This window comes from Haloactinomyces albus (assembly GCF_031458135.1).
GTDB classification, from domain to species: Bacteria; Actinomycetota; Actinomycetes; order Mycobacteriales; family Pseudonocardiaceae; genus Haloactinomyces; species Haloactinomyces albus.
Genome location: NZ_JAVDXW010000001.1, coordinates 1539312 through 1557545 on the forward strand (window position 1 = coordinate 1539312; position 18234 = coordinate 1557545).

Here is an 18234-nt window from a genome sequence, read left to right on the forward strand (position 1 = left end):
CATATCGTGACAGCCCGGACTCCCAGGAGCGACCCATATCCCGTCCTGCTCGAGGCCATGCGCGACGATGGAACCATGACCCAGTCCTGGTCCGCCCCGGTCGCGCACGGCCCCGTGCACGCCACGGTTCCGGTTCCCGGCTCGAAGTCCCTCACCAACCGGGCTCTCGTACTCGCCGCTCTCGCGGAGGAACCCTCGATTCTGCGAGACCCCCTGCACAGCAGGGATACCGAGCTGATGGCCTCGGCGCTGCGAGCGCTGGGGACAGTGATCGAGGAAGCCCCGGACGGAGCCTGGACGATCCGTCCGGCGCCGCTACGCGGTCCTGCACAGGTCGACTGCGGCCTGGCGGGTACCGTGATGCGCTTCGTGCCTCCCGTGGCGAGTCTGGCGCAGGGGCACGTCACCTTCGATGGTGATCCCCGTGCACGACAACGTCCGCTGGATACCGTGCTCGACGCACTGCGGACGCTCGGCGCCGAGATCAGCGGGTCCGCACTGCCGTTCGAGGTCCGCGGAACGGGGGCGCTCGCCGGGGGCAAGGTCACCATCGACGCCTCCGCCTCCTCCCAGTTCGTCTCCGGACTCCTGCTGTCGGCAGCGCGCTTCGAGCACGGCATCACCATCCGGCACGAAGGAGAGGCCGTGCCGTCCCTGCCACACATCGACATGACCGTGGCGATGCTGCGCGCCGCCGGGGTCGACGTCGACGACCGGCAACAGGACACATGGCGGGTTTCTCCGGGACCCATCGAACGGCTCGACCTGGATATCGAGCCGGACCTGTCCAACGCGACACCGTTCCTCGCCGCGGCAGCCGCCACGGCCGGGCGGGTCACGATCCCGGGCTGGCCCGAGCACACCACTCAGGCAGGCGATGCCATGCGTGGGATTCTCGAACGGATGAGCGCCCGGGTGTATCGCGACTCATCCGGACTCACGGTGACAGGACCGGCCGAACTCGACGGGGCCGATCTCGATCTCCACGAAGTCGGCGAACTCACCCCGACCGTGGCCGCACTGGCCGCGCTGGCCAACGGGCGCTCCCGGTTGCGCGGTATCGCGCATCTGCGCGGGCACGAGACCGATCGACTGGCTGCCCTGCAGCGGGAGATCAACGGCCTCGGCGGCGCGGTCGAACAGACCGACGACGGACTGCTGATCGAGCCGCGCCCGCTGCACGGCGGCACCTGGCACTCCTACGCCGATCACCGGATGGCCACCGCGGGCGCGATTCTCGGCCTGCGCATTCCCGGAGTGGCCGTCGAGGACATCACCACCACGGCGAAGACGCTTCCCGATTTCCCGGCGATGTGGGCCGCGATGCTGGAACAGGTGGCCTGATGGGCAAGCGCGGCTGGCGTGAACTGGACGAGTCCGATGTGCGGGTGCGCCCCGGACGCCGGGGGAGCCGGCCACGCAGCAAGCGCAGACCCGAACACGCCGACGCTCAGGACGCGATGGTCGTCGCGGTGGACCGGGGGCGCTGGACGTGTGCCCTGGGCGGGGACCCGCAGCACATCGTCGTGGCCATGCGTGCCCGCGAACTCGGCCGTAGCCCGATCGTCGTCGGCGACCATGTGGGCCTGGTCGGCGACACCTCCGGACGTCCGGACACGCTCGCACGGATTGTGCGGCTCACCGAGCGCACCAGTGTCCTGCGCCGTACCGCCGACGACACGGACCCGTATGAGCGGGTCGTCGTGGCCAACGCCGAACAGCTCATCATCGTCACGGCACTCGCCGATCCGCCACCCCGTCCCGGATTCATCGACCGGTGCCTGGTCGCCGCCTATGCCGGGGGCCTGACACCCGTGCTGTGCCTGACCAAGGCCGATCTGGCCTCGCCGGATGAGTGGATCGAGGCGTACTCCGGGTTCGCGATGCCGGTGATCGCCACCCGCTTCGACGAGGAGCCCGAGGAGCTGCGCGAGCGTCTGACCGGCCGCGTGTCCGCGCTCGTGGGTCATTCCGGAGTCGGCAAATCGACTCTGGTCAACCGGTTGGCGCCGGAAGCCGCGCGTGCCACCGGCGAGGTCAGCGGCGTCGGCAAGGGCAGGCACATTTCGACTTCGGTCGTGGCCATGGCACTCCCCGACCCCGGGCGGGGCTGGGTCGTGGACACCCCCGGCATTCGCTCCTTCGGCCTGGCACACGTCACTCCGGACGATCTGGTCGCCGCCTTCGAGGGATTCGACGAAGCCGCAGAGGAGTGCCCGCCCAACTGCGGACACCTGGGCGGCAGCGAGGATCCCGACTGCCATCTCGACACCTTCGTCGCCGAAGGAGGCGGCAGTGCGGAGCAACTGGCTTCGCTGCGGCACCTCCTGCTCTCCCGCGCGGGACGCGATTCGTAGCCGGGCCGACCACACCGACCCCCTCGCTCACCGTCCGGTCAGCCGTATTTGGTGAAAAAGGCCCACACCACACGCTCCGCTTGCTAGTTTCCTCCCGAATCGACTCATCGGGAAAGGTAGGACCACGTCGTGCGTCGTACGGCAATTGCGCTTTCCACTGCTGCGCTCGTGACCGCACTGGGCGCCTGCGGGAGCCAAAGCGGAGGAACCGCACAGTCGGCAGGCAGCCAGGATTCCGGTCGGAAATCCATAGCACCGGTCAGCAACATCTCCGCGCTGGTCTCCAAGGCCGGCGAATCCATGGACAAGAAGCAGACAGTCACCCTGAACATCGACATCTCGGGGGGAGCGCCCGCCATGGCCGGGATGGGCGAACAGGAGTGTCGACTCGACACCGCCAAGTCGATGATGTCCTGTGCCGGTGCCACGCCCATGGTCATGACCAAGAAGGCCATGTACATCAAGATGCCCGAGGCCATGGGCGGCTCCCGGAGCAAGCCGTGGACGAAGATGACCTTCGACGCCAACGGCATGCTGGGTCAGAGCATGGCCAAAATGGGGAAGTTCCGGAAGTTCTCCGACCTCGAGGCGATGCTGCCGCCCGGATCGACGATCACCAGTACCGCCGAGGAACAGGTGAGCGGTAAACAGGCCATCCGCTATGAGGTCACCACGGACCTCACCAAGGCGGCCGACCAGGGAAGCAAGCTCGTCAAGTCCAGTCGCCAGATGCTGATCAAGCAGGGTATCACCGAGCTCGATCAGACGATCTGGGTCGGCTCCGACGGGCTACCGCTGAAGGTCAAGTCGGTCACTCCGTCCATGACGGTCATGAACCAGCAGGTTCCGGAAACAACGACCACAGTGACCTACTCCGACTGGGGGAAGCCGGTGGACATCACCGTTCCGCCCGCGAGCAAGGTCAGCGAGATGGAGATGCCGCAGATCCCGGGGATGCCGCAGCCTCCGAAGTGATGCGTTTCCGGGCGGGCCTCCCTCCAGGAGGGGAACCCCGCCCGGATGTCACATCAGTTCCAGCACGAAGTGCACCTCCTGGGGGGCGTACCAGGCGAGCTCGTGGTCCTCGGCATCCCCGAGAGCCAGCTCCGCATCCTCGTCACCGAGATCCGCGGCATCGATCACGGCAGCAGCCGCTCGCACGGCCTCTTCCGCCTCGGCCGCGTCCATGTGCACCGCGGCGACCTTCTTCCACGGCACCGGACCCGACAACCGCACCACCGCGTCGTCCAAATCCGGCCGCAGCGCCGCATCCTCCACATCGGCCGAGACGACGGCTCTCCGCAACTCTGCCTGCTCGTCCTCGCTGCTCTCACCGGCGATCAGACGCAACGATGCCCGAGCTGCCTCCCGCATCGCCGCGTATTCCAATTCCTCGGTATCGCCGCTGGTGTAGGACTCCCGCAATGCGGGCGTCAACGCGAACGCGGTACCGCTCAACGGCTGCAACTGCCGCTCCTCGACGAGCTGCCGCAGCATGCGCACCGTGGCGGGCAGATACACCCTCATGCTTCGACCGTTCCGATCATTTCTTCCACCGACTCCTCGATCATCGACGCCAGGACATCCACATCGGACATCGCCGAGCGATCTCCGTTCAGGCCGAAGTACAGACCACCGTCGTAGGAGGTCACCCCGATCGACAACGACTGGTTCTTGGCCAACGGCACGACCGGGAACATCTCCATCATCTTCGCCCCGGCCGTATAGAGCGGGACCTGGGGGCCCGGCACGTTGGTAATCAGCACGTTGAACAACCGGTCCGAGATTCCGTTGGCCACCCGGGCACCCAACGAGTGCAGTGTCGGAGGCGCGAAGCCCGACACACGTACCAAAGCATCGGCAGCTACGGACTGGCCGGACTCGGCATGGGCACGCATCGCATGACCGATCTGATGCAGCCGCACGGTCGGATTCGACTCGCCCACCGGCAGATCCGCCAGATGCGCCGACACTTTATTACCCATCGATCCCACCGGCAGACTGCTGGTGTCCGCATACTCCTCGCGAGCCGCATCGTCCTCGGATCGAACCGCTACCGGCACCATCGCACGCACCGACGTGTGTTGCGATACCACCTCACCACGAGACAGCAGCCAACTACGCAAGGCCCCCGTGACCACCGCCAGGACCACATCGTTGACCGTCACACCCTGCTCCCGCCGCACCGTGCGGAAATCGTCGAGTCGTGCCTTGACCACGGCGAAACGTCGCTGACTGCTGGTCGCGGAGTTCAGCGGACCTCCCGGTGACGGCACTGCGGCCGTACGCACCGCCGAGGCGAGCCCTCCCAGTGCCTCGGTCACCTTGCGGAAGGTGGCCGTGGCGTCCACCACTGCGGCGCGCACGTTCTCCACCACCTCACCCGGACGCTGCACTGCCTCGGTGACCGCGTCCACGGCCAACTGCGACATGCTCGGTTCCGGCTGGGGCATCCACAGATCCTCGATATCCTCCTCCTCAGCCCTCGCGGAGGTGTCCAGGATCACCTGACCGATATCGATCGCCCCGATTCCGTCCACCATCGACTGATGTGTCTTGGTAATGATCGCCACTCGGTTCCGCGACAGACCTTCCACCAGGTAGATCTCCCACAACGGACGAGTGTTGTCGAGCTTGCGGGACATCAGCCGCGCGGTGAGGTCGTGGAGCTGTTCGTCCTTGCCCGGCTTGGGCAACGCCGAACGACGAACATGATATGTGATGTCGAAGTCCTGGTCATCGACCCATACCGGCCGTGCCAACCGGCCAGGTACCTCCACCACTTTCTGCCGATAGCGCGGCACCAGCGACAGGCGTCGCTCGATGAACGAGAGCACATGGTCGTAGTCGAAACCAGCACGTGGCCGACGAAACACCGCTACCCCACCCATGTGCATGGGTGTCGTGTGATCTTCCAGGTAGAGGAAGGACGCGTCGAGCGCGGAGAGACGATCGGACATGACCGTGATACTGACACACAACGGCGGCAGCCGAAGAGTCCGACGAGCCTCATGTGACACTGGTCGTCGTGTCCAGCGATGTGTCCCCCCGAGACCGCTTCGTCACGATCTACGGTCGCAAGCCGGTACTCGAAGCGTTGACCGACTATGACCTGCGCGTGGACAAAGTGGTCATCGCCGAGGGGACCGGCGGATCGACCATCAACGAGATCAAGGATACCGCCGCCGACCGTGCCGTACGTGTCCACCGCGCGAGTGCACACCGCGTGAAGGTCCTCGCAGGCAATGGTCGCCATGACCAGGGCGTGCTGGCCGACGTCATCGCACCGAGGATGCGTCCTCTGGTCGATGCCCTGGCCGATCCCGCTACAGCCCCTCGCCACGTGCTGCTTCTCGACGGCCTGACCACTCCCGCAAATGTCGGGATGATTCTGCGTACCGCCACAGCAGCCGGAATCGACGGAGTGGTGCTCCCACACCGGGGTGTGGCCGCTCTCGACCCTCTGGTGGTGAAGGCCTCCGCAGGAATCGCCTTCCACGCGCCCGTATTGCGCGCCAACACCGCCGGGGAGGCCGCAGAGCTACTCACCGATGCCGGCTACCCGCTGTTCGCTCTCGACGCCGCTGCCACCGAGAGTCTTTTCGATGCCGAATTCGGTTCCCGCGCAGTCTTCGTACTGGGCAGCGAAACCGCGGGGCTCTCCGGCGAGGTACGCGAACGCATTGCAGACAGAATCACCATTCCCATGCACGGCGGAGTGGAGTCGTTGAACGTGGCCTCGGCAGCCGCCGTGGTCTGCTTCGAAATGCTCCGGCGCCGCAGGGACTGATCGGTGCTGGTCGGGCTCGAGCCAGGTCGGTGCTGGTTGGGGGTGGATGAAAAAGGTGGAGCCCCCCGAGCGGATCGGGGGGCTCCACCTGTGTTGGGGGTCGGCGGTGTCCTACTCTCCCACACCCGTGGGGGTGCAGTACCATCGGCGCTGGCGGGCTTAGCTTCCGGGTTCGGGATGGGACCGGGCGTGTCCCCGCCGCTATGACCACCGACTCGTTCTGGCCACACAGTCTAGCCCATGGCCAGTGTGTGGAGTTTATGGGGGTGGTTGTTGTTTCAGATCCGTATAGTGGATGCGCACCCTGGGTGGGTAAGTCACTCGGCCGATTAGTACCGGTCGGCTGCACCTGTTGCCAGGCTTCCACCTCCGGCCTATCAACCCACTCGTCTGGTGGGGGCCTTAACCGGTCATGCCGGGGGGAGACCTCATCTGGAGGACGGCTTCCCGCTTAGATGCTTTCAGCGGTTATCCGTGCCGAACGTAGCCAACCAGCCGTGCTCCTGGCGGAACAACTGGCACACCAGAGGTTCGTCCGTCCCGGTCCTCTCGTACTGGGGACAGCATCTCGCAAGTCTCCGAACGCGCGCGGCGGATAGGGACCGAACTGTCTCACGACGTTCTAAACCCAGCTCGCGTGCCGCTTTAATGGGCGAACAGCCCAACCCTTGGGACCGACTACAGCCCCAGGATGCGACGAGCCGACATCGAGGTGCCAAACCATGCCGTCGATATGGACTCTTGGGCAGGATCAGCCTGTTATCCCCGGGGTACCTTTTATCCGTTGAGCGACACCGCTTCCACCAGCCAGTGCCGGATCACTAGGCCCTGCTTTCGCACCTGCTCGACCCGTCGGTCTCACAGTCAAGCCCCCTTGTGCCCTTGCACTCGCCACCTGGTTTCCAACCAGGCTGAGGGGACCGTTGGGCGCCTCCGTTACCCTTTGGGAGGCAACCGCCCCAGTTAAACTGCCCACCAGGCACTGTCCCTGATCCGGATCACGGATCGAGGTTAGACGCCCGCAACGACCAGAGTGGTATTTCAACAGCGACTCCACCCACACTGGCGTGTGAGCTTCCCAGTCTCCCACCTATCCTACACAAGCCGAACCAGACACCAATACCAAGCTACAGTAAAGGTCCCGGGGTCTTTCCGTCCTGCCGCGCGTAACGAGCATCTTTACTCGTATTGCAATTTCGTCGAGTCCGTGGTCGAGACAGCGCCCAAGTCGTTACGCCATTCGTGCAGGTCGGAACTTACCCGACAAGGAATTTCGCTACCTTAGGATGGTTATAGTTACCACCGCCGTTTACCGGCGCTTCCATTCTCCGCTTCGCGGGCGCACCCACTAACGAGTCCTGTTAACGTTCCGGCACCGGGCAGGCGTCAGTCCGTATACCTCGTCTTACGACTTCGCACGGACCTGTGTTTTTAGTAAACAGTCGCTCGGGCCCACTCTCTGCGGCCACCACCAGCTTCGGAGGCAACGCTCCTACACCGGCCATGGCTCCCCTTCTCCCGAAGTTACGGGGACATTTTGCCGAGTTCCTTGACCACGGTTCGCTCGCTCGCCTCGGTATGCTCTACCTGACCACCTGTGTTGGTTTGGGGTACGGACCACCCACGCACTCGCTAGAGGCTTTTCTCGGCAGTACGGGATCACCCACTTCGCCACACGGGCTCGGCCTCCGGTCTCAGGCACCGGTGCACGGATTTGCCTGTGCACCGCCCTACACCGTTACCCCGGGACTACCATCGCCCGGGATGGGCTACCCTGCTGCGTCACCCCATCACTGACCGGACCGCCGGGCCTCGCCACCATGAGCACCGGACACCGTCCCGCACAGCGGAACAGGCCGGCACCGATAGCACCGAGAACACCGACACCGGTATGGGACGCGCGTCGGCGGGTACGGGAATATCAACCCGTTATCCATCGGCTACGCCTGTCGGCCTCGCCTTAGGCTCCGACTCACCCTGGGCGGATCAGCCTTGCCCAGGAACCCTTGGTCATCCGGCGGCAGAGATTCTCACTCTGCTTGCACTACTCATGCCCGCATTCTCTCTCGCATGGTCTCCACGACTGGCTTACGCCGCCGCTTCACCGTCCACACGATGCTCCCCTACCCACCATGACACAGTCACGGCGACACGGCTTCGGCGGTGTGCTTGAGCCCCGCTACATTTTCGGCGCAGGACCACTCGACCAGTGAGCTATTACGCACTCTTTCAAGGATGGCTGCTTCTAAGCCAACCTCCTGGTTGTCCGGGCAGTCCCACATCCTTCCCCACTAAGCACACACTTGGGGGCCTTAGCCGGTGTTCTGGGCTGTTTCCCTCTCGACGACGGAGCTTTTCCCCCGCCGACTCACTGCCGCGCTATCCACGCCATGCCATTCGGAGTTTGGTTGACGTCAGTACCCCACACAGGGCCCTCCACCATCCAGTAGCTCTACCTGCACGACGAAACACACGACGCTGCACCTCAATGCATTTCGGGGAGAACCAGCTATCTCCGAGTTTGATTGGCCTTTCACCCCTACCCACAGCTCATCCCCCAGGTTTTCAACCCTGGTGGGTTCGGGCCTCCACCCGGTATTACCCGGGCTTCACCCTGGCCATGGGTAGATCACTCGGTTTCGGGTCTAGAGCACGCGACTACCACGCCCTGTTCGGACTCGCTTTCGCTCCGGCTTCCCCACCACGGGTTAACCTCGCCACGCACCACTAACTCGCAGGCTCATTCTTCAAAAGGCACGCCATCACCGCGAACGGCTCTGACGGATTATAGGCACACGGTTTCAGGGACTCTTTCACTCCCCTCTCGGGGTACTTTTCACCATTCCCTCACGGTACTCTCCGCTATCGGTCACCAGGAGTATTCAGGCTTACCAGGTGGTCCTGGCCGATTCACACGGGAATCCACGGACCCCGTGCTACTCGGGATCACACCCGGGAGCACGCACCACTTTCACCGACGGGGGTCTCACCCACTACGCCTGCGCATTCCAACGCATTCAGCTGGCCATGCATACACTCCCCGCTGAGGCGGCAGCCCCAACCAGATGCTCCCAACAACCCCGAGCACGCAACGCCTGCCGGCTTGCCACGCACCCGGTTTAGCCACACATCCCGTTTCGCTCGCCACTACTCGGGGAATCGCTATTGCTTTCTCTTCCTGCGGGTACTGAGATGTTTCACTTTCCCGCGTTCCCTCCCACTGCCCTATACATTCAGACAGCGGTGACCGGACATCACTCCGGCCGGGTTTCCCCATTCGGACACCCTCGGATCACAGCTCGGTTGACAGCTCCCCGAGGCTTATCGCAGCCTCCCACGTCCTTCATCGGCTCCTGATGCCGAGGCATCCACCGTGCGCCCTTACACACTTACACACCAAGTATCAAGATGCTCGCATCCACTATACAGTTCTCAAACAACAACCACCACGGCAACACACCCACCACCACCCCAACCAGGGGCAGCACCAGCGGCATGTTCCCTCAGAACCCAACAGTGCACCGACACCGAGACCACCCAGGCCCCAGCAGCATTCCATGTTCGACGTTTCCACACTCTCGGACAGCACCACCCGGTGCGCACCACATCCGGGCACACCCACCAGGCAGCACCCACACCCGGCCACCACCCTGCCCACACCGGGACAGGACACGCCGGCATGTGCGAGTACCAGTGCTCCTTAGAAAGGAGGTGATCCAGCCGCACCTTCCGGTACGGCTACCTTGTTACGACTTCGTCCCAATCGCCGGTCCCACCTTCGACCACTCCCCCCGGCAAACCGGTTGGGCCATGAGCTTCGGGCGTTACCGACTTTCGTGACGTGACGGGCGGTGTGTACAAGGCCCGGGAACGTATTCACCGCAGCACTGCTGATCTGCGATTACTAGCGACTCCGACTTCACAGGGTCGAGTTGCAGACCCCGATCCGAACTGAGACCGGCTTTAAGAGATTCGCTGCCCCTCACGGGTTGGCCACCCTCTGTACCGGCCATTGTAGCATGTGTGAAGCCCTGGGCATAAGGGGCATGATGACTTGACGTCATCCCCACCTTCCTCCGAGTTGACCCCGGCAGTCTCCCGCGAGTCCCCAACCGCATTGCTGGCAACACAGGACAAGGGTTGCGCTCGTTGCGGGACTTAACCCAACATCTCACGACACGAGCTGACGACAGCCATGCACCACCTGTGCACCGGCCCCAAAAAGGGAAACCCTGTCTCCAGAGCGATCCAGGCATGTCAAACCCAGGTAAGGTTCTTCGCGTTGCATCGAATTAATCCACATGCTCCGCCGCTTGTGCGGGCCCCCGTCAATTCCTTTGAGTTTTAGCCTTGCGGCCGTACTCCCCAGGCGGGGCGCTTAATGCGTTAGCTACGGCACGGACACCGTGGAAACAGTCCCCACACCTAGCGCCCAACGTTTACGGCGTGGACTACCAGGGTATCTAATCCTGTTCGCTCCCCACGCTTTCGCTCCTCAGCGTCAGTATCGGCCCAGAGACCCGCCTTCGCCACCGGTGTTCCTCCTGATATCTGCGCATTTCACCGCTACACCAGGAATTCCAGTCTCCCCTACCGAACTCAAGTCTGCCCGTATCGACCGCACGCCTGCCGTTAAGCAACAGGTTTTCACGGCCGACGCGACAAACCGCCTACGAGCTCTTTACGCCCAATAAATCCGGACAACGCTTGCGCCCTACGTATTACCGCGGCTGCTGGCACGTAGTTAGCCGGCGCTTCTTCTGCCCCTACCGTCACCTTCGTCGGGACCGAAAGAGGTTTACAACCCGAAGGCCGTCCTCCCCCACGCGGCGTTGCTGCGTCAGGCTTTCGCCCATTGCGCAAGATTCCCCACTGCAGCCTCCCGTAGGAGTCTGGGCCGTATCTCAGTCCCAGTGTGGCCGGTCACCCTCTCAGGCCGGCTACCCGTCGTCGCCATGGTACGCCGTTACCGCACCATCCAGCTGATAGGCCGCGGGCTCATCCCGTACCGCCGGAGCTTTCCACACACCACCATGCGATGACATGTCCTATCCGGTATTAGACCCCGTTTCCAAGGCTTATCCCCAAGTACAGGGCAGATTGCCCACGTGTTACTCACCCGTCCGCCACTCATCCACCCCTGCGAACAAGAGCTTCAGCGTTCGACTTGCATGTGTTAAGCACGCCGCCAGCGTTCGTCCTGAGCCAGGATCAAACTCTCCAACAAAGGATCATTCAACAACCCCAGCAGAAACACACCCCACAACAGGGCATGCCCCAAAAAAACAAAACCGAAAAAACGGTCCGCATCAAACACAAAACCATCGGCACACTGTTGAGTTCTCAAAGAACACACCCACCACACGGCAGGCCCGCAATAACCGCTTGCTGCACCGAAAACCCTAGCAAACCCACCAGCAACCCACCCAAAGGGGGGTCACCCGAACCGGCCCACCGAGCTCTCACCACGCCACATTCCCACACCGGAAACCCAGCACCGCAACAACACGCTCACCGCATATTAACCTTGCTCCGCTGAAACAGCCCAACCAAACCGGAAACCAATCCCGCCGGACCGCCATTCACCGTAACAAACACCCGAAACCACCCAAAAACCCAGGAAGCAACCGGCCACCAACACCCGACCCGACTCACACCGGCTCGTTCCGTGCTGACAACGAAAACTCTACACATCCCCGAACCCACCCCCCACAACCCACCCCCCACAACCCACAAAACACCAGCACAACCCCCCATTAACACCGCGCCAACACAGGAAAGAGGATTTCCAGTTCGGCGATGGTCGCCGAGATCGAGGAGTGGTGCACGCCGACCATCCCGGTAGCCACCGCCCCCGAGACATTGCTGCGGAGATCATCGACGAACACACAGGTGTACGGCGCGACACCCAGCTTCCGAGCAGTCAGCCGATAGATCTCGACATCCGGCTTCGCCATACCCACCACACCGGAGAGCACGATCACATCGAACAACTCGGACCGATCCGGCCACTCCGGTCCGGTGTCGGCATTGGACAGCAGCGCCGTACGAATACCGGCGTGGCGCGCCCTGCGTACCACGGAAGCCATGGGGAACTCCCCACCAGGATCGATCGCCTCGCCGGGGTCGGTCATGACGCCGCCGTAATCCAACACCAAACCGTTGAGCTCCACACGGACGAGACTACGGCCTGTCCGGTTGGCCTTGGTGGGGTTGAAGTTCTCCCTGAAGCTTCACTCCTCCCCGGGCACAGGGGCGTGCAGTTCTGCCGAGAACCGGCAGGGCCGCCACGGGAAGGTTCGAGCCGCCACCCCCGACGAACAGACTCGCCGCAGGACTTCCAGCTGACACGATCAGGTGAGTATCGCGCTCGACTGACCGGATTCAGCCGCCCACTTCCTCTTGCCCATGAGACGTCATCGACAGGAGGAACCCCCATGTCCCAGGCCACTCGGATCCGGACAGACACCGAGCACATCACACGGACCGTCACGTGCCCGAGTAGGCCTGCGATGGCCGAGCCGCCCGAATCGTCGGTGACCTGCGGTCCGGGTGACCGTACGGCCTCCGCCCTCGCAAGCCGTACGGTCGGACGGCTCCTCGACGTACTCGCGGGGCGAAGGCCGCTGCACCAGATCCGGCACTGGGTTTCCGCTCCCGTCGCCGGCTTCCTCGCGGCAATGGTCCGAGGTAGGTCCACAGCCGACCCGGTCTATCACCTGCGGTCCGTGCACGCGTGCCTGACCAGCGCACGCACGGTCGAAGCCTGCGCGGTCATCGCCGATACCCGGCGTGTACGGGCCCTGACCATACGATTGGAGCGCCAGAGCACCCAGTGGTCCTGCACCATGCTGGCGTTCGTTTGAGCACCGCCCCATAAACAGCGGCTTGTGTCGCTCGGCTGTCGCTCAGCGCTTCTTGTTCTTCTTCGCCTCGGCACGCGCGGCTGCCCGCCGCTCACGTCGGGTGCCGCCGGCCGAGTCCGCGCCGTCGCCGGAGCCATTTTCCGAACCGTTGCCGGAGCCATTGCTGGTCTGTACACCGCCGCTTTCAGCAGGGCCGGAGTAGTTCAGACGCTGGTTCTCCGGTTGCCCCAAGCCCTTACCGCGCAAGGCCGTCGGTGGTTGCTCGGAGTCCGCCGAGAGACCGCCGAGCTGGCTCAGGGCAGGCCCCGCCGAGCTCCTGGAACCGCGGGAGCGGGTCGATTTCGACTGTGGCTGCCCAGCCGATGACCGTCCGTCGGTTGCCTGCCCGTTTCCGTCGGCGCGGCTCACCGAGACCGGCACCGACGGCTCTTCCGGCGCCGGTTCGGGTTCGGCTGCCTCCACCTGGACGTTGAACAGGAGCCCGACGGACTCCTCCTTCAGCGACTCCAGCATGGCGTGGAACATGTCGAATCCCTCGCGCCGATACTCGATCAGCGGGTCACGCTGCGCCATGGCCCGGAGCCCGATGCCCTCCTTGAGGTAATCCATCTCATAAAGGTGCTCACGCCACTTGCGGTCGAGCACGCTGAGCACCACTCGGCGCTCCAGCTCACGCGTCGCACCATCGCCGACCTTGCCGTCGACCTCGGCCTCCCTGCGGTCGTAAGCGGCTTCGGCGTCGGCGACTATCGCCTCGCGCAGCCGCTTATCGGAGAGATCCTCCTCATCCTCGGCAAGGTCTTCCCAGTCGATCGACACCGGGTAGAGAGTCTTGAGTGCCGACCACAACTTCTCGAGATCCCAGTCCTCGGAGTACCCCTCGGCGGTCGCACCCTTGACATACGCACCGATCACATCGTCGAGCATGTGCTTGACCTGCTCACGAAGATCCTCGCCCTCGAGCACCCGGCGACGTTCGGTGTAGATCACCGACCGCTGCTGATTGAGTACCTCGTCGTACTTCAGGACGTTCTTGCGAACCTCCATGTTCTGCTGTTCGACCTGAGTCTGCGCGCTGCGGATCGCCCTGGTCACCATCTTGTGCTCGATCGGAACTTCATCCGGCACCTTGAGACGGGTCATGGCCGTCTCGACCATCGCGGCATTGAACCGGCGCATCAGTTCATCGCCGAGCGAGAGGTAGAACCGCGACTCACCGGGGTCACCCTGCCTGCCCGAACGACCGCGCAGCTGATTGTCGATGCGCCGTGACTCGTGCCGCTCGGTACCGAGCACGTAGAGACCGCCGACCTGCCTGACCTCCTCGGCCTCGGCCTCGACCTGGTCCTTGATCTTGTCGACCACGGAGGGCCATTCCGCCTCGTACTGCTCACGGTTGTCCACCGGATCCAGGCCGCGCCTGCGCAGTTCGGCATCGGCGAGGTGGTCGACATTGCCACCGAGCACGACGTCGGTACCGCGGCCGGCCATATTGGTGGCGACCGTGACCGCACCCTTACGCCCGGCCTCGGCGATGATCCCGGCTTCCGACTCGTGGTGCTTGGCGTTGAGCACGTTGTGTGGCACGCCTTGCTTGGTCAGCAACTTCGCCAAGTACTCCGAGCGATCGACACTGGTGGTACCCACCAGCACGGGCTGGCCGTGCTGGTACTTTTCGGCGATGTCCTCGGCGACGGCGGCGAACTTCGCCTCTTCGCTCTTGTAGACCAGGTCCGGCTGATCCGCACGGATCATCGGCTCGTTCGTGGGAATGGTCACCACGCCGAGCTTGTAGGTGGCCTGAAACTCGGCGGCTTCCGTCTGAGCGGTACCGGTCATACCGGCGAGCTTGTCGTAGAGGCGAAAGTAGTTCTGCAGCGTGATCGTGGCCAGCGTCTGGTTCTCCGCCTGGATCTCCACACCTTCCTTGGCCTCGATGGCCTGGTGCATACCCTCGTTGTAGCGGCGGCCGTGCAGGACGCGGCCGGTGAACTCGTCGACGATGGCGACCTCGCCGTTGCGGACGATGTAGTCCTTGTCCCGCCGGTACAGCTCCTTGGCCTTGATCGCGTTGTTGAGGTAGCCGACCAGGGGCGTGTTGGCCGCCTCGTAGAGATTCTCGATCCCCAACTGGTCCTCGATGACCTCCACGCCCTCTTCGGTGACGCCGACAGTGCGTTTGCGCTCGTCGACCTCGTAGTGCTCGTCGCGCTTGAGCATCGGCGCAAGCCGGGCGAACTCCTGGTACCAGCGCGACGACTGGTCGGCCGGGCCGGAGATGATCAGCGGCGTACGAGCCTCGTCGATGAGGATCGAGTCGACCTCGTCGACGATCGAGAAGAAGTGCCCGCGCTGCACGCACTCGGTCAGGCTCCAGGCCATGTTGTCGCGCAGGTAGTCGAACCCGAACTCGTTGTTCGTGCCGTAGGTGATGTCGGCCAGATAGGCGTCCCGGCGCTGGTCCGGGGTCATATCGGCCGTGATCGCCCCCACTTCGAGACCGAGGAAGCGGTGCACGCGACCCATCCAGTCGGCATCGCGCTTGGCGAGGTAGTCGTTGACCGTGATGACGTGTACGCCCTTGCCCGCGATCGCGTTGAGGTAACCGGGCAGCACGCAAGTCAGGGTCTTGCCTTCACCGGTTTTCATCTCGGCGATCTGCCCGAGATGCAGTGCCGCACCCCCCATGAGCTGCACGTCGAAATGGCGCTGGCCGAGCGTGCGCCTGGCACCTTCCCTGGCGACGGCGAAGGCTTCCGGCAGAAGATCGTCGAGGGACTCGCCCTCTCCGTGCCTGCGCTTGAACTCGTCGGTCTTGGCCCGCAGCTCGGCATCGGACAGCGCGACCGTGTCGTCTTCGAGCTTGTTGATGTGCGCCGCGATGGCACGCAGACGCTTGAGCATCTTGCCCTCGCCGGCGCGAAGCAGTCGGGACAGGACCATCCGGTCGACCTCACTAGCTGATCGTGACGCGCCCGTCACGGACGCTTTTCGCCATCTTATTAGAACCTGCTTCCGACCCGGCCGTTCACTCGAACGCCACATCCGAAGGGACGTCCGCGTTGTGCAACGACCAGGAGGTCGGAGGCCATTCCTGCACCCACCCGGACAGCCCCGAGTGAGTGATCGGACGAACACCGCCGCCCTCCGGTCGGACATCGGCCGACGATGCTGTCCCCCGCGCACCACGGTACGCGGGGGACAGCATCGCGAGTCACTGTTGGCGCAGTTTTGCCTCCGTCATTCAGGCTGCCAATCGGATCACTCCGTAATCGAATCCCCTGCGCCGGTACACGACACTGGCCATGCCGCTGTCCGCGTCGGCGAAGAGGTAGAAATCGTGACCGACCAGCTCCATTTCGTAGAGGGCCTGGTCAACGGTCATCGGTTTGGCCGTGTGCTCTTTCTCCCGCACGATTCGTCCGGGTTCGTTCTCGTCGCCACTCCAGCGCTGGCCGGGAACCTCGACATCACGATCGATGGGCTCGGTCGTCTCCTGCGGGGTCGTCTCCTGCGCGGCCACCTCGCCCCGGGGCGTCTCCTGCTCGGGCTCCTCGAGCAGGACCGTTCGCATATGCGGTTCTCCGGACGGCCCGGATTCGGCACCGTTGGCCATCACCACGGGACGATCCGCCATCGCGGCCGTCGCCTCTGCCACGGATCGCGGGCTGTGCCTTCCGTGGTGGACCTTTCTGCGGTCGTGCTTGCGACTCAGTCGGGTCTCCAGCTTGTTCGTGGCGGAATCCAGAGCGGCGTAGAAGTCGGCTGCGCAGGCTTCGGCGCGGACGGCCGGTCCCCGGCCCTTCAAGGTGATCTCGACCCGCTGGCAATTCTTGGCCTGACGTGGGTTGCGTTCGTGGATCAGCTCCACATCGGCCCGCATGCTCTTCTTGTCGTACCGATCAAGCCGGGTCAGCTTTTCGCCGACATGCTCCCGGTAGTGGGTGGGCACCTCGACGTTGCGGCCCTTGACGACGATGTCCATTCACGACCTCCGTTGCTAAGCGTGCTTCCGTGAGAGGCGGTCACGGTGGCGCCGGAGAGAACACTTGTCGGCTTGCTTCCGGCACCGGAGACCTGGCTTGCACTCCTTTCAGCAGCCCGGATGTGCCCGAACATGAGCGACGTTAGTCCGCTGGTGAGGTTTGCGACAGCCCCCGAGTCGGGCGACGTCAAGGGAACACTCAGCGTAATCACTCCCCTCTTGCGCCGGAGGACTCGGCGAGCACCGTGCGGAAGTGTGCGTTCCCTCTCCGCGGTACGTCCTGCTCATACCCGGATAACGGATGGCTTATGCCACAAGTTCCAAGTTCCTCCCGCTGCGAACCCGGACCCCGTGTGAGCAGGCCGAAAAGGACGCCGACCGGGGAGTGCGGCGGCACGGCCACATCGATCGTCGACGCACTAACGAGCCGTGGCGGTCAGGGCGAGCACGGCGGCCACCCGAACACCCGCTGATTCCAGCGCCCGCACGCAACTCACAGCGGTCGCCCCCGTGGTGATGACATCGTCGAGTAGCACGACCGGTGTACACGATGGGGGAAGCCGCCTCGTTCGGAGCAACACTCGGCCCGACAGATTCCGAACTCGTTCAGCGGAACCGAGACCTACCGAATCCCGGGTCCCCCGACTCAGGGCCAGGCAGTCGGCCACCGCAACCGGTCGTCCGGCCGCGGTGAGCGCCGATGCCGCCCAACGACCGATCCGCGTCATGTGTGCGCCCCCACGTCGCCGGGACATCGATACCCGTGATGGCGCCGGAACCAGCCGGAACGCCATCACGGAACTCTCCCCGGCACCGAGTTCCGAAGCCATGGTGTCGAGGGCCGCGGCCATACAGTGCCCGAAGGGCACTGCCAGGTCCCGACGCCCCGACTCCTTGTAGGCGAGTACCGCGCTCCTGGCCGCACCCCGGTATCGTCCGAGCGCATAGGCGGGCGGGTCCGGCCCGAGCAGCGGCCGCTCCACCCTCCGCAATCCGCGAAGCTCGCCGTGGCAATGCGTACACCATCCGCTTCCGGCGGCGCCGCATCCCGCACAGCACAGTGGCAGCAACAGATCGACAAGTGCCGCGATCGAGTGCCGAACAGTCCGCCCGCGTCCGATCACATCCATGTCCGCGAGCATGCGCGCGAACGGCCCACCTGCCGCGCAGGTCACCGCCGAGCTCGCGCGTGTCGGCAAGCGAGCATCTCCGCAGGCTTGTTCCAAGCACGCGCAA

Annotated in this window: 11 protein-coding genes and 3 rRNA genes; 5 read left to right on the forward strand and 9 right to left on the reverse strand. The window is 64.1% G+C overall.

The features are described 5' to 3' along the window. Positions 1-75: 75 nt before the first annotated feature. The 3 genes from aroA to JOF55_RS07210 all read left to right on the forward strand — a co-directional run bounded on the left by aroA (position 76) and on the right by JOF55_RS07210 (position 3332). Positions 76-1344: a 3-phosphoshikimate 1-carboxyvinyltransferase gene (gene aroA / locus JOF55_RS07200; RefSeq protein ID WP_310271459.1), complete on the forward strand. Its 1269-nt coding sequence runs from the start codon at positions 76-78 to the stop codon at positions 1342-1344. After that, positions 1344-2357 (forward strand): ribosome small subunit-dependent GTPase A, encoded by a 1014-nt coding sequence (gene rsgA, locus JOF55_RS07205; protein ID WP_310271461.1) that lies wholly within the window; start codon positions 1344-1346, stop codon positions 2355-2357. The genes aroA and rsgA overlap by 1 nt, the downstream gene beginning before the upstream one ends. Positions 2358-2486: 129 nt before the next feature. Further along, complete coding sequence (locus JOF55_RS07210; RefSeq protein ID WP_310271463.1) at positions 2487-3332, forward strand: SCO4651 family lipoprotein; 846 nt, start codon at positions 2487-2489, stop codon at positions 3330-3332. A 48-nt stretch (positions 3333-3380) separates the two neighbouring features. Here JOF55_RS07210 and JOF55_RS07215 read toward each other — a convergent pair whose 3' ends face one another. Further along, positions 3381-3884 carry a DUF6912 family protein gene (locus JOF55_RS07215; RefSeq protein WP_310271466.1) on the reverse strand — a complete coding sequence of 168 codons (504 nt, stop codon included), beginning with the start codon at positions 3882-3884 and terminating at the stop codon, positions 3381-3383. Continuing rightward, positions 3881-5317, reverse strand: a complete 1437-nt coding sequence (locus JOF55_RS07220) for a WS/DGAT/MGAT family O-acyltransferase (protein WP_310271469.1) — start codon at positions 5315-5317, stop codon at positions 3881-3883. The genes JOF55_RS07215 and JOF55_RS07220 overlap by 4 nt, the downstream gene beginning before the upstream one ends. Positions 5318-5385: 68 nt before the next feature. Here JOF55_RS07220 and JOF55_RS07225 point away from each other — a divergent pair, with 68 nt between their 5' ends. Beyond that, complete coding sequence (locus tag JOF55_RS07225) at positions 5386-6147, forward strand: TrmH family RNA methyltransferase (protein ID WP_310271472.1); 762 nt, start codon at positions 5386-5388, stop codon at positions 6145-6147. A 98-nt stretch (positions 6148-6245) separates the two neighbouring features. Here the strand turns inward: JOF55_RS07225 and rrf are convergent. The 4 genes from rrf to JOF55_RS07245 form a co-directional block, all read right to left on the reverse strand. Further along, positions 6246-6362, reverse strand: a 5S ribosomal RNA gene (gene rrf, locus JOF55_RS07230). 93 nt (positions 6363-6455) lie between these two features. Beyond that, positions 6456-9542, reverse strand: a 23S ribosomal RNA gene (locus tag JOF55_RS07235). A 309-nt stretch (positions 9543-9851) separates the two neighbouring features. Next, positions 9852-11374 (reverse strand): 16S ribosomal RNA (locus tag JOF55_RS07240). Together the 16S, 23S and 5S rRNA genes form the textbook arrangement of a ribosomal RNA operon. A gap of 529 nt (positions 11375-11903) precedes the next feature. Beyond that, positions 11904-12320 carry an HAD-IA family hydrolase gene (locus JOF55_RS07245; protein WP_310271475.1) on the reverse strand — a complete coding sequence of 139 codons (417 nt, stop codon included), beginning with the start codon at positions 12318-12320 and terminating at the stop codon, positions 11904-11906. 339 nt (positions 12321-12659) lie between these two features. Here JOF55_RS07245 and JOF55_RS07250 point away from each other — a divergent pair, with 339 nt between their 5' ends. Beyond that, positions 12660-13013: an Rv3235 family protein gene (locus tag JOF55_RS07250; RefSeq protein ID WP_310271478.1), complete on the forward strand. Its 354-nt coding sequence runs from the start codon at positions 12660-12662 to the stop codon at positions 13011-13013. A gap of 42 nt (positions 13014-13055) precedes the next feature. On the opposite strand, the gene secA is transcribed toward JOF55_RS07250, so the two are convergent. The 3 genes from secA to JOF55_RS07265 all read right to left on the reverse strand — a co-directional run bounded on the left by secA (position 13056) and on the right by JOF55_RS07265 (position 18197). Further along, complete coding sequence (gene secA, locus JOF55_RS07255; RefSeq protein WP_310271481.1) at positions 13056-15956, reverse strand: preprotein translocase subunit SecA; 2901 nt, start codon at positions 15954-15956, stop codon at positions 13056-13058. 301 nt (positions 15957-16257) lie between these two features. Beyond that, positions 16258-16998, reverse strand: a complete 741-nt coding sequence (hpf, locus tag JOF55_RS07260) for a ribosome hibernation-promoting factor, HPF/YfiA family (protein ID WP_310271484.1) — start codon at positions 16996-16998, stop codon at positions 16258-16260. Positions 16999-17417: 419 nt separating this feature from the next. Next, positions 17418-18197 carry a ComF family protein gene (locus JOF55_RS07265; RefSeq protein ID WP_310271487.1) on the reverse strand — a complete coding sequence of 260 codons (780 nt, stop codon included), beginning with the start codon at positions 18195-18197 and terminating at the stop codon, positions 17418-17420. Between the last annotated feature and the right edge of the window lie 37 nt (positions 18198-18234).

Excerpts from the sequence above, each read along its gene's own strand:
- JOF55_RS07215 (WP_310271466.1), bottom strand. The coding sequence starts at position 3,884 with ATGAGGGTGTATCTGCCCGCCACGGTGCGCATGCTGCGGCAGCTCGTC.
- rsgA (WP_310271461.1), top strand. The coding sequence starts at position 1,344 with ATGGGCAAGCGCGGCTGGCGTGAACTGGACGAGTCCGATGTGCGGGTG.
- secA (WP_310271481.1), bottom strand. The coding sequence starts at position 15,956 with ATGGTCCTGTCCCGACTGCTTCGCGCCGGCGAGGGCAAGATGCTCAAG.
- hpf (WP_310271484.1), bottom strand. The coding sequence starts at position 16,998 with ATGGACATCGTCGTCAAGGGCCGCAACGTCGAGGTGCCCACCCACTAC.
- aroA (WP_310271459.1), top strand. The coding sequence starts at position 76 with ATGACCCAGTCCTGGTCCGCCCCGGTCGCGCACGGCCCCGTGCACGCC.
- JOF55_RS07220 (WP_310271469.1), bottom strand. The coding sequence starts at position 5,317 with ATGTCCGATCGTCTCTCCGCGCTCGACGCGTCCTTCCTCTACCTGGAA.
- JOF55_RS07250 (WP_310271478.1), top strand. The coding sequence starts at position 12,660 with ATGGCCGAGCCGCCCGAATCGTCGGTGACCTGCGGTCCGGGTGACCGT.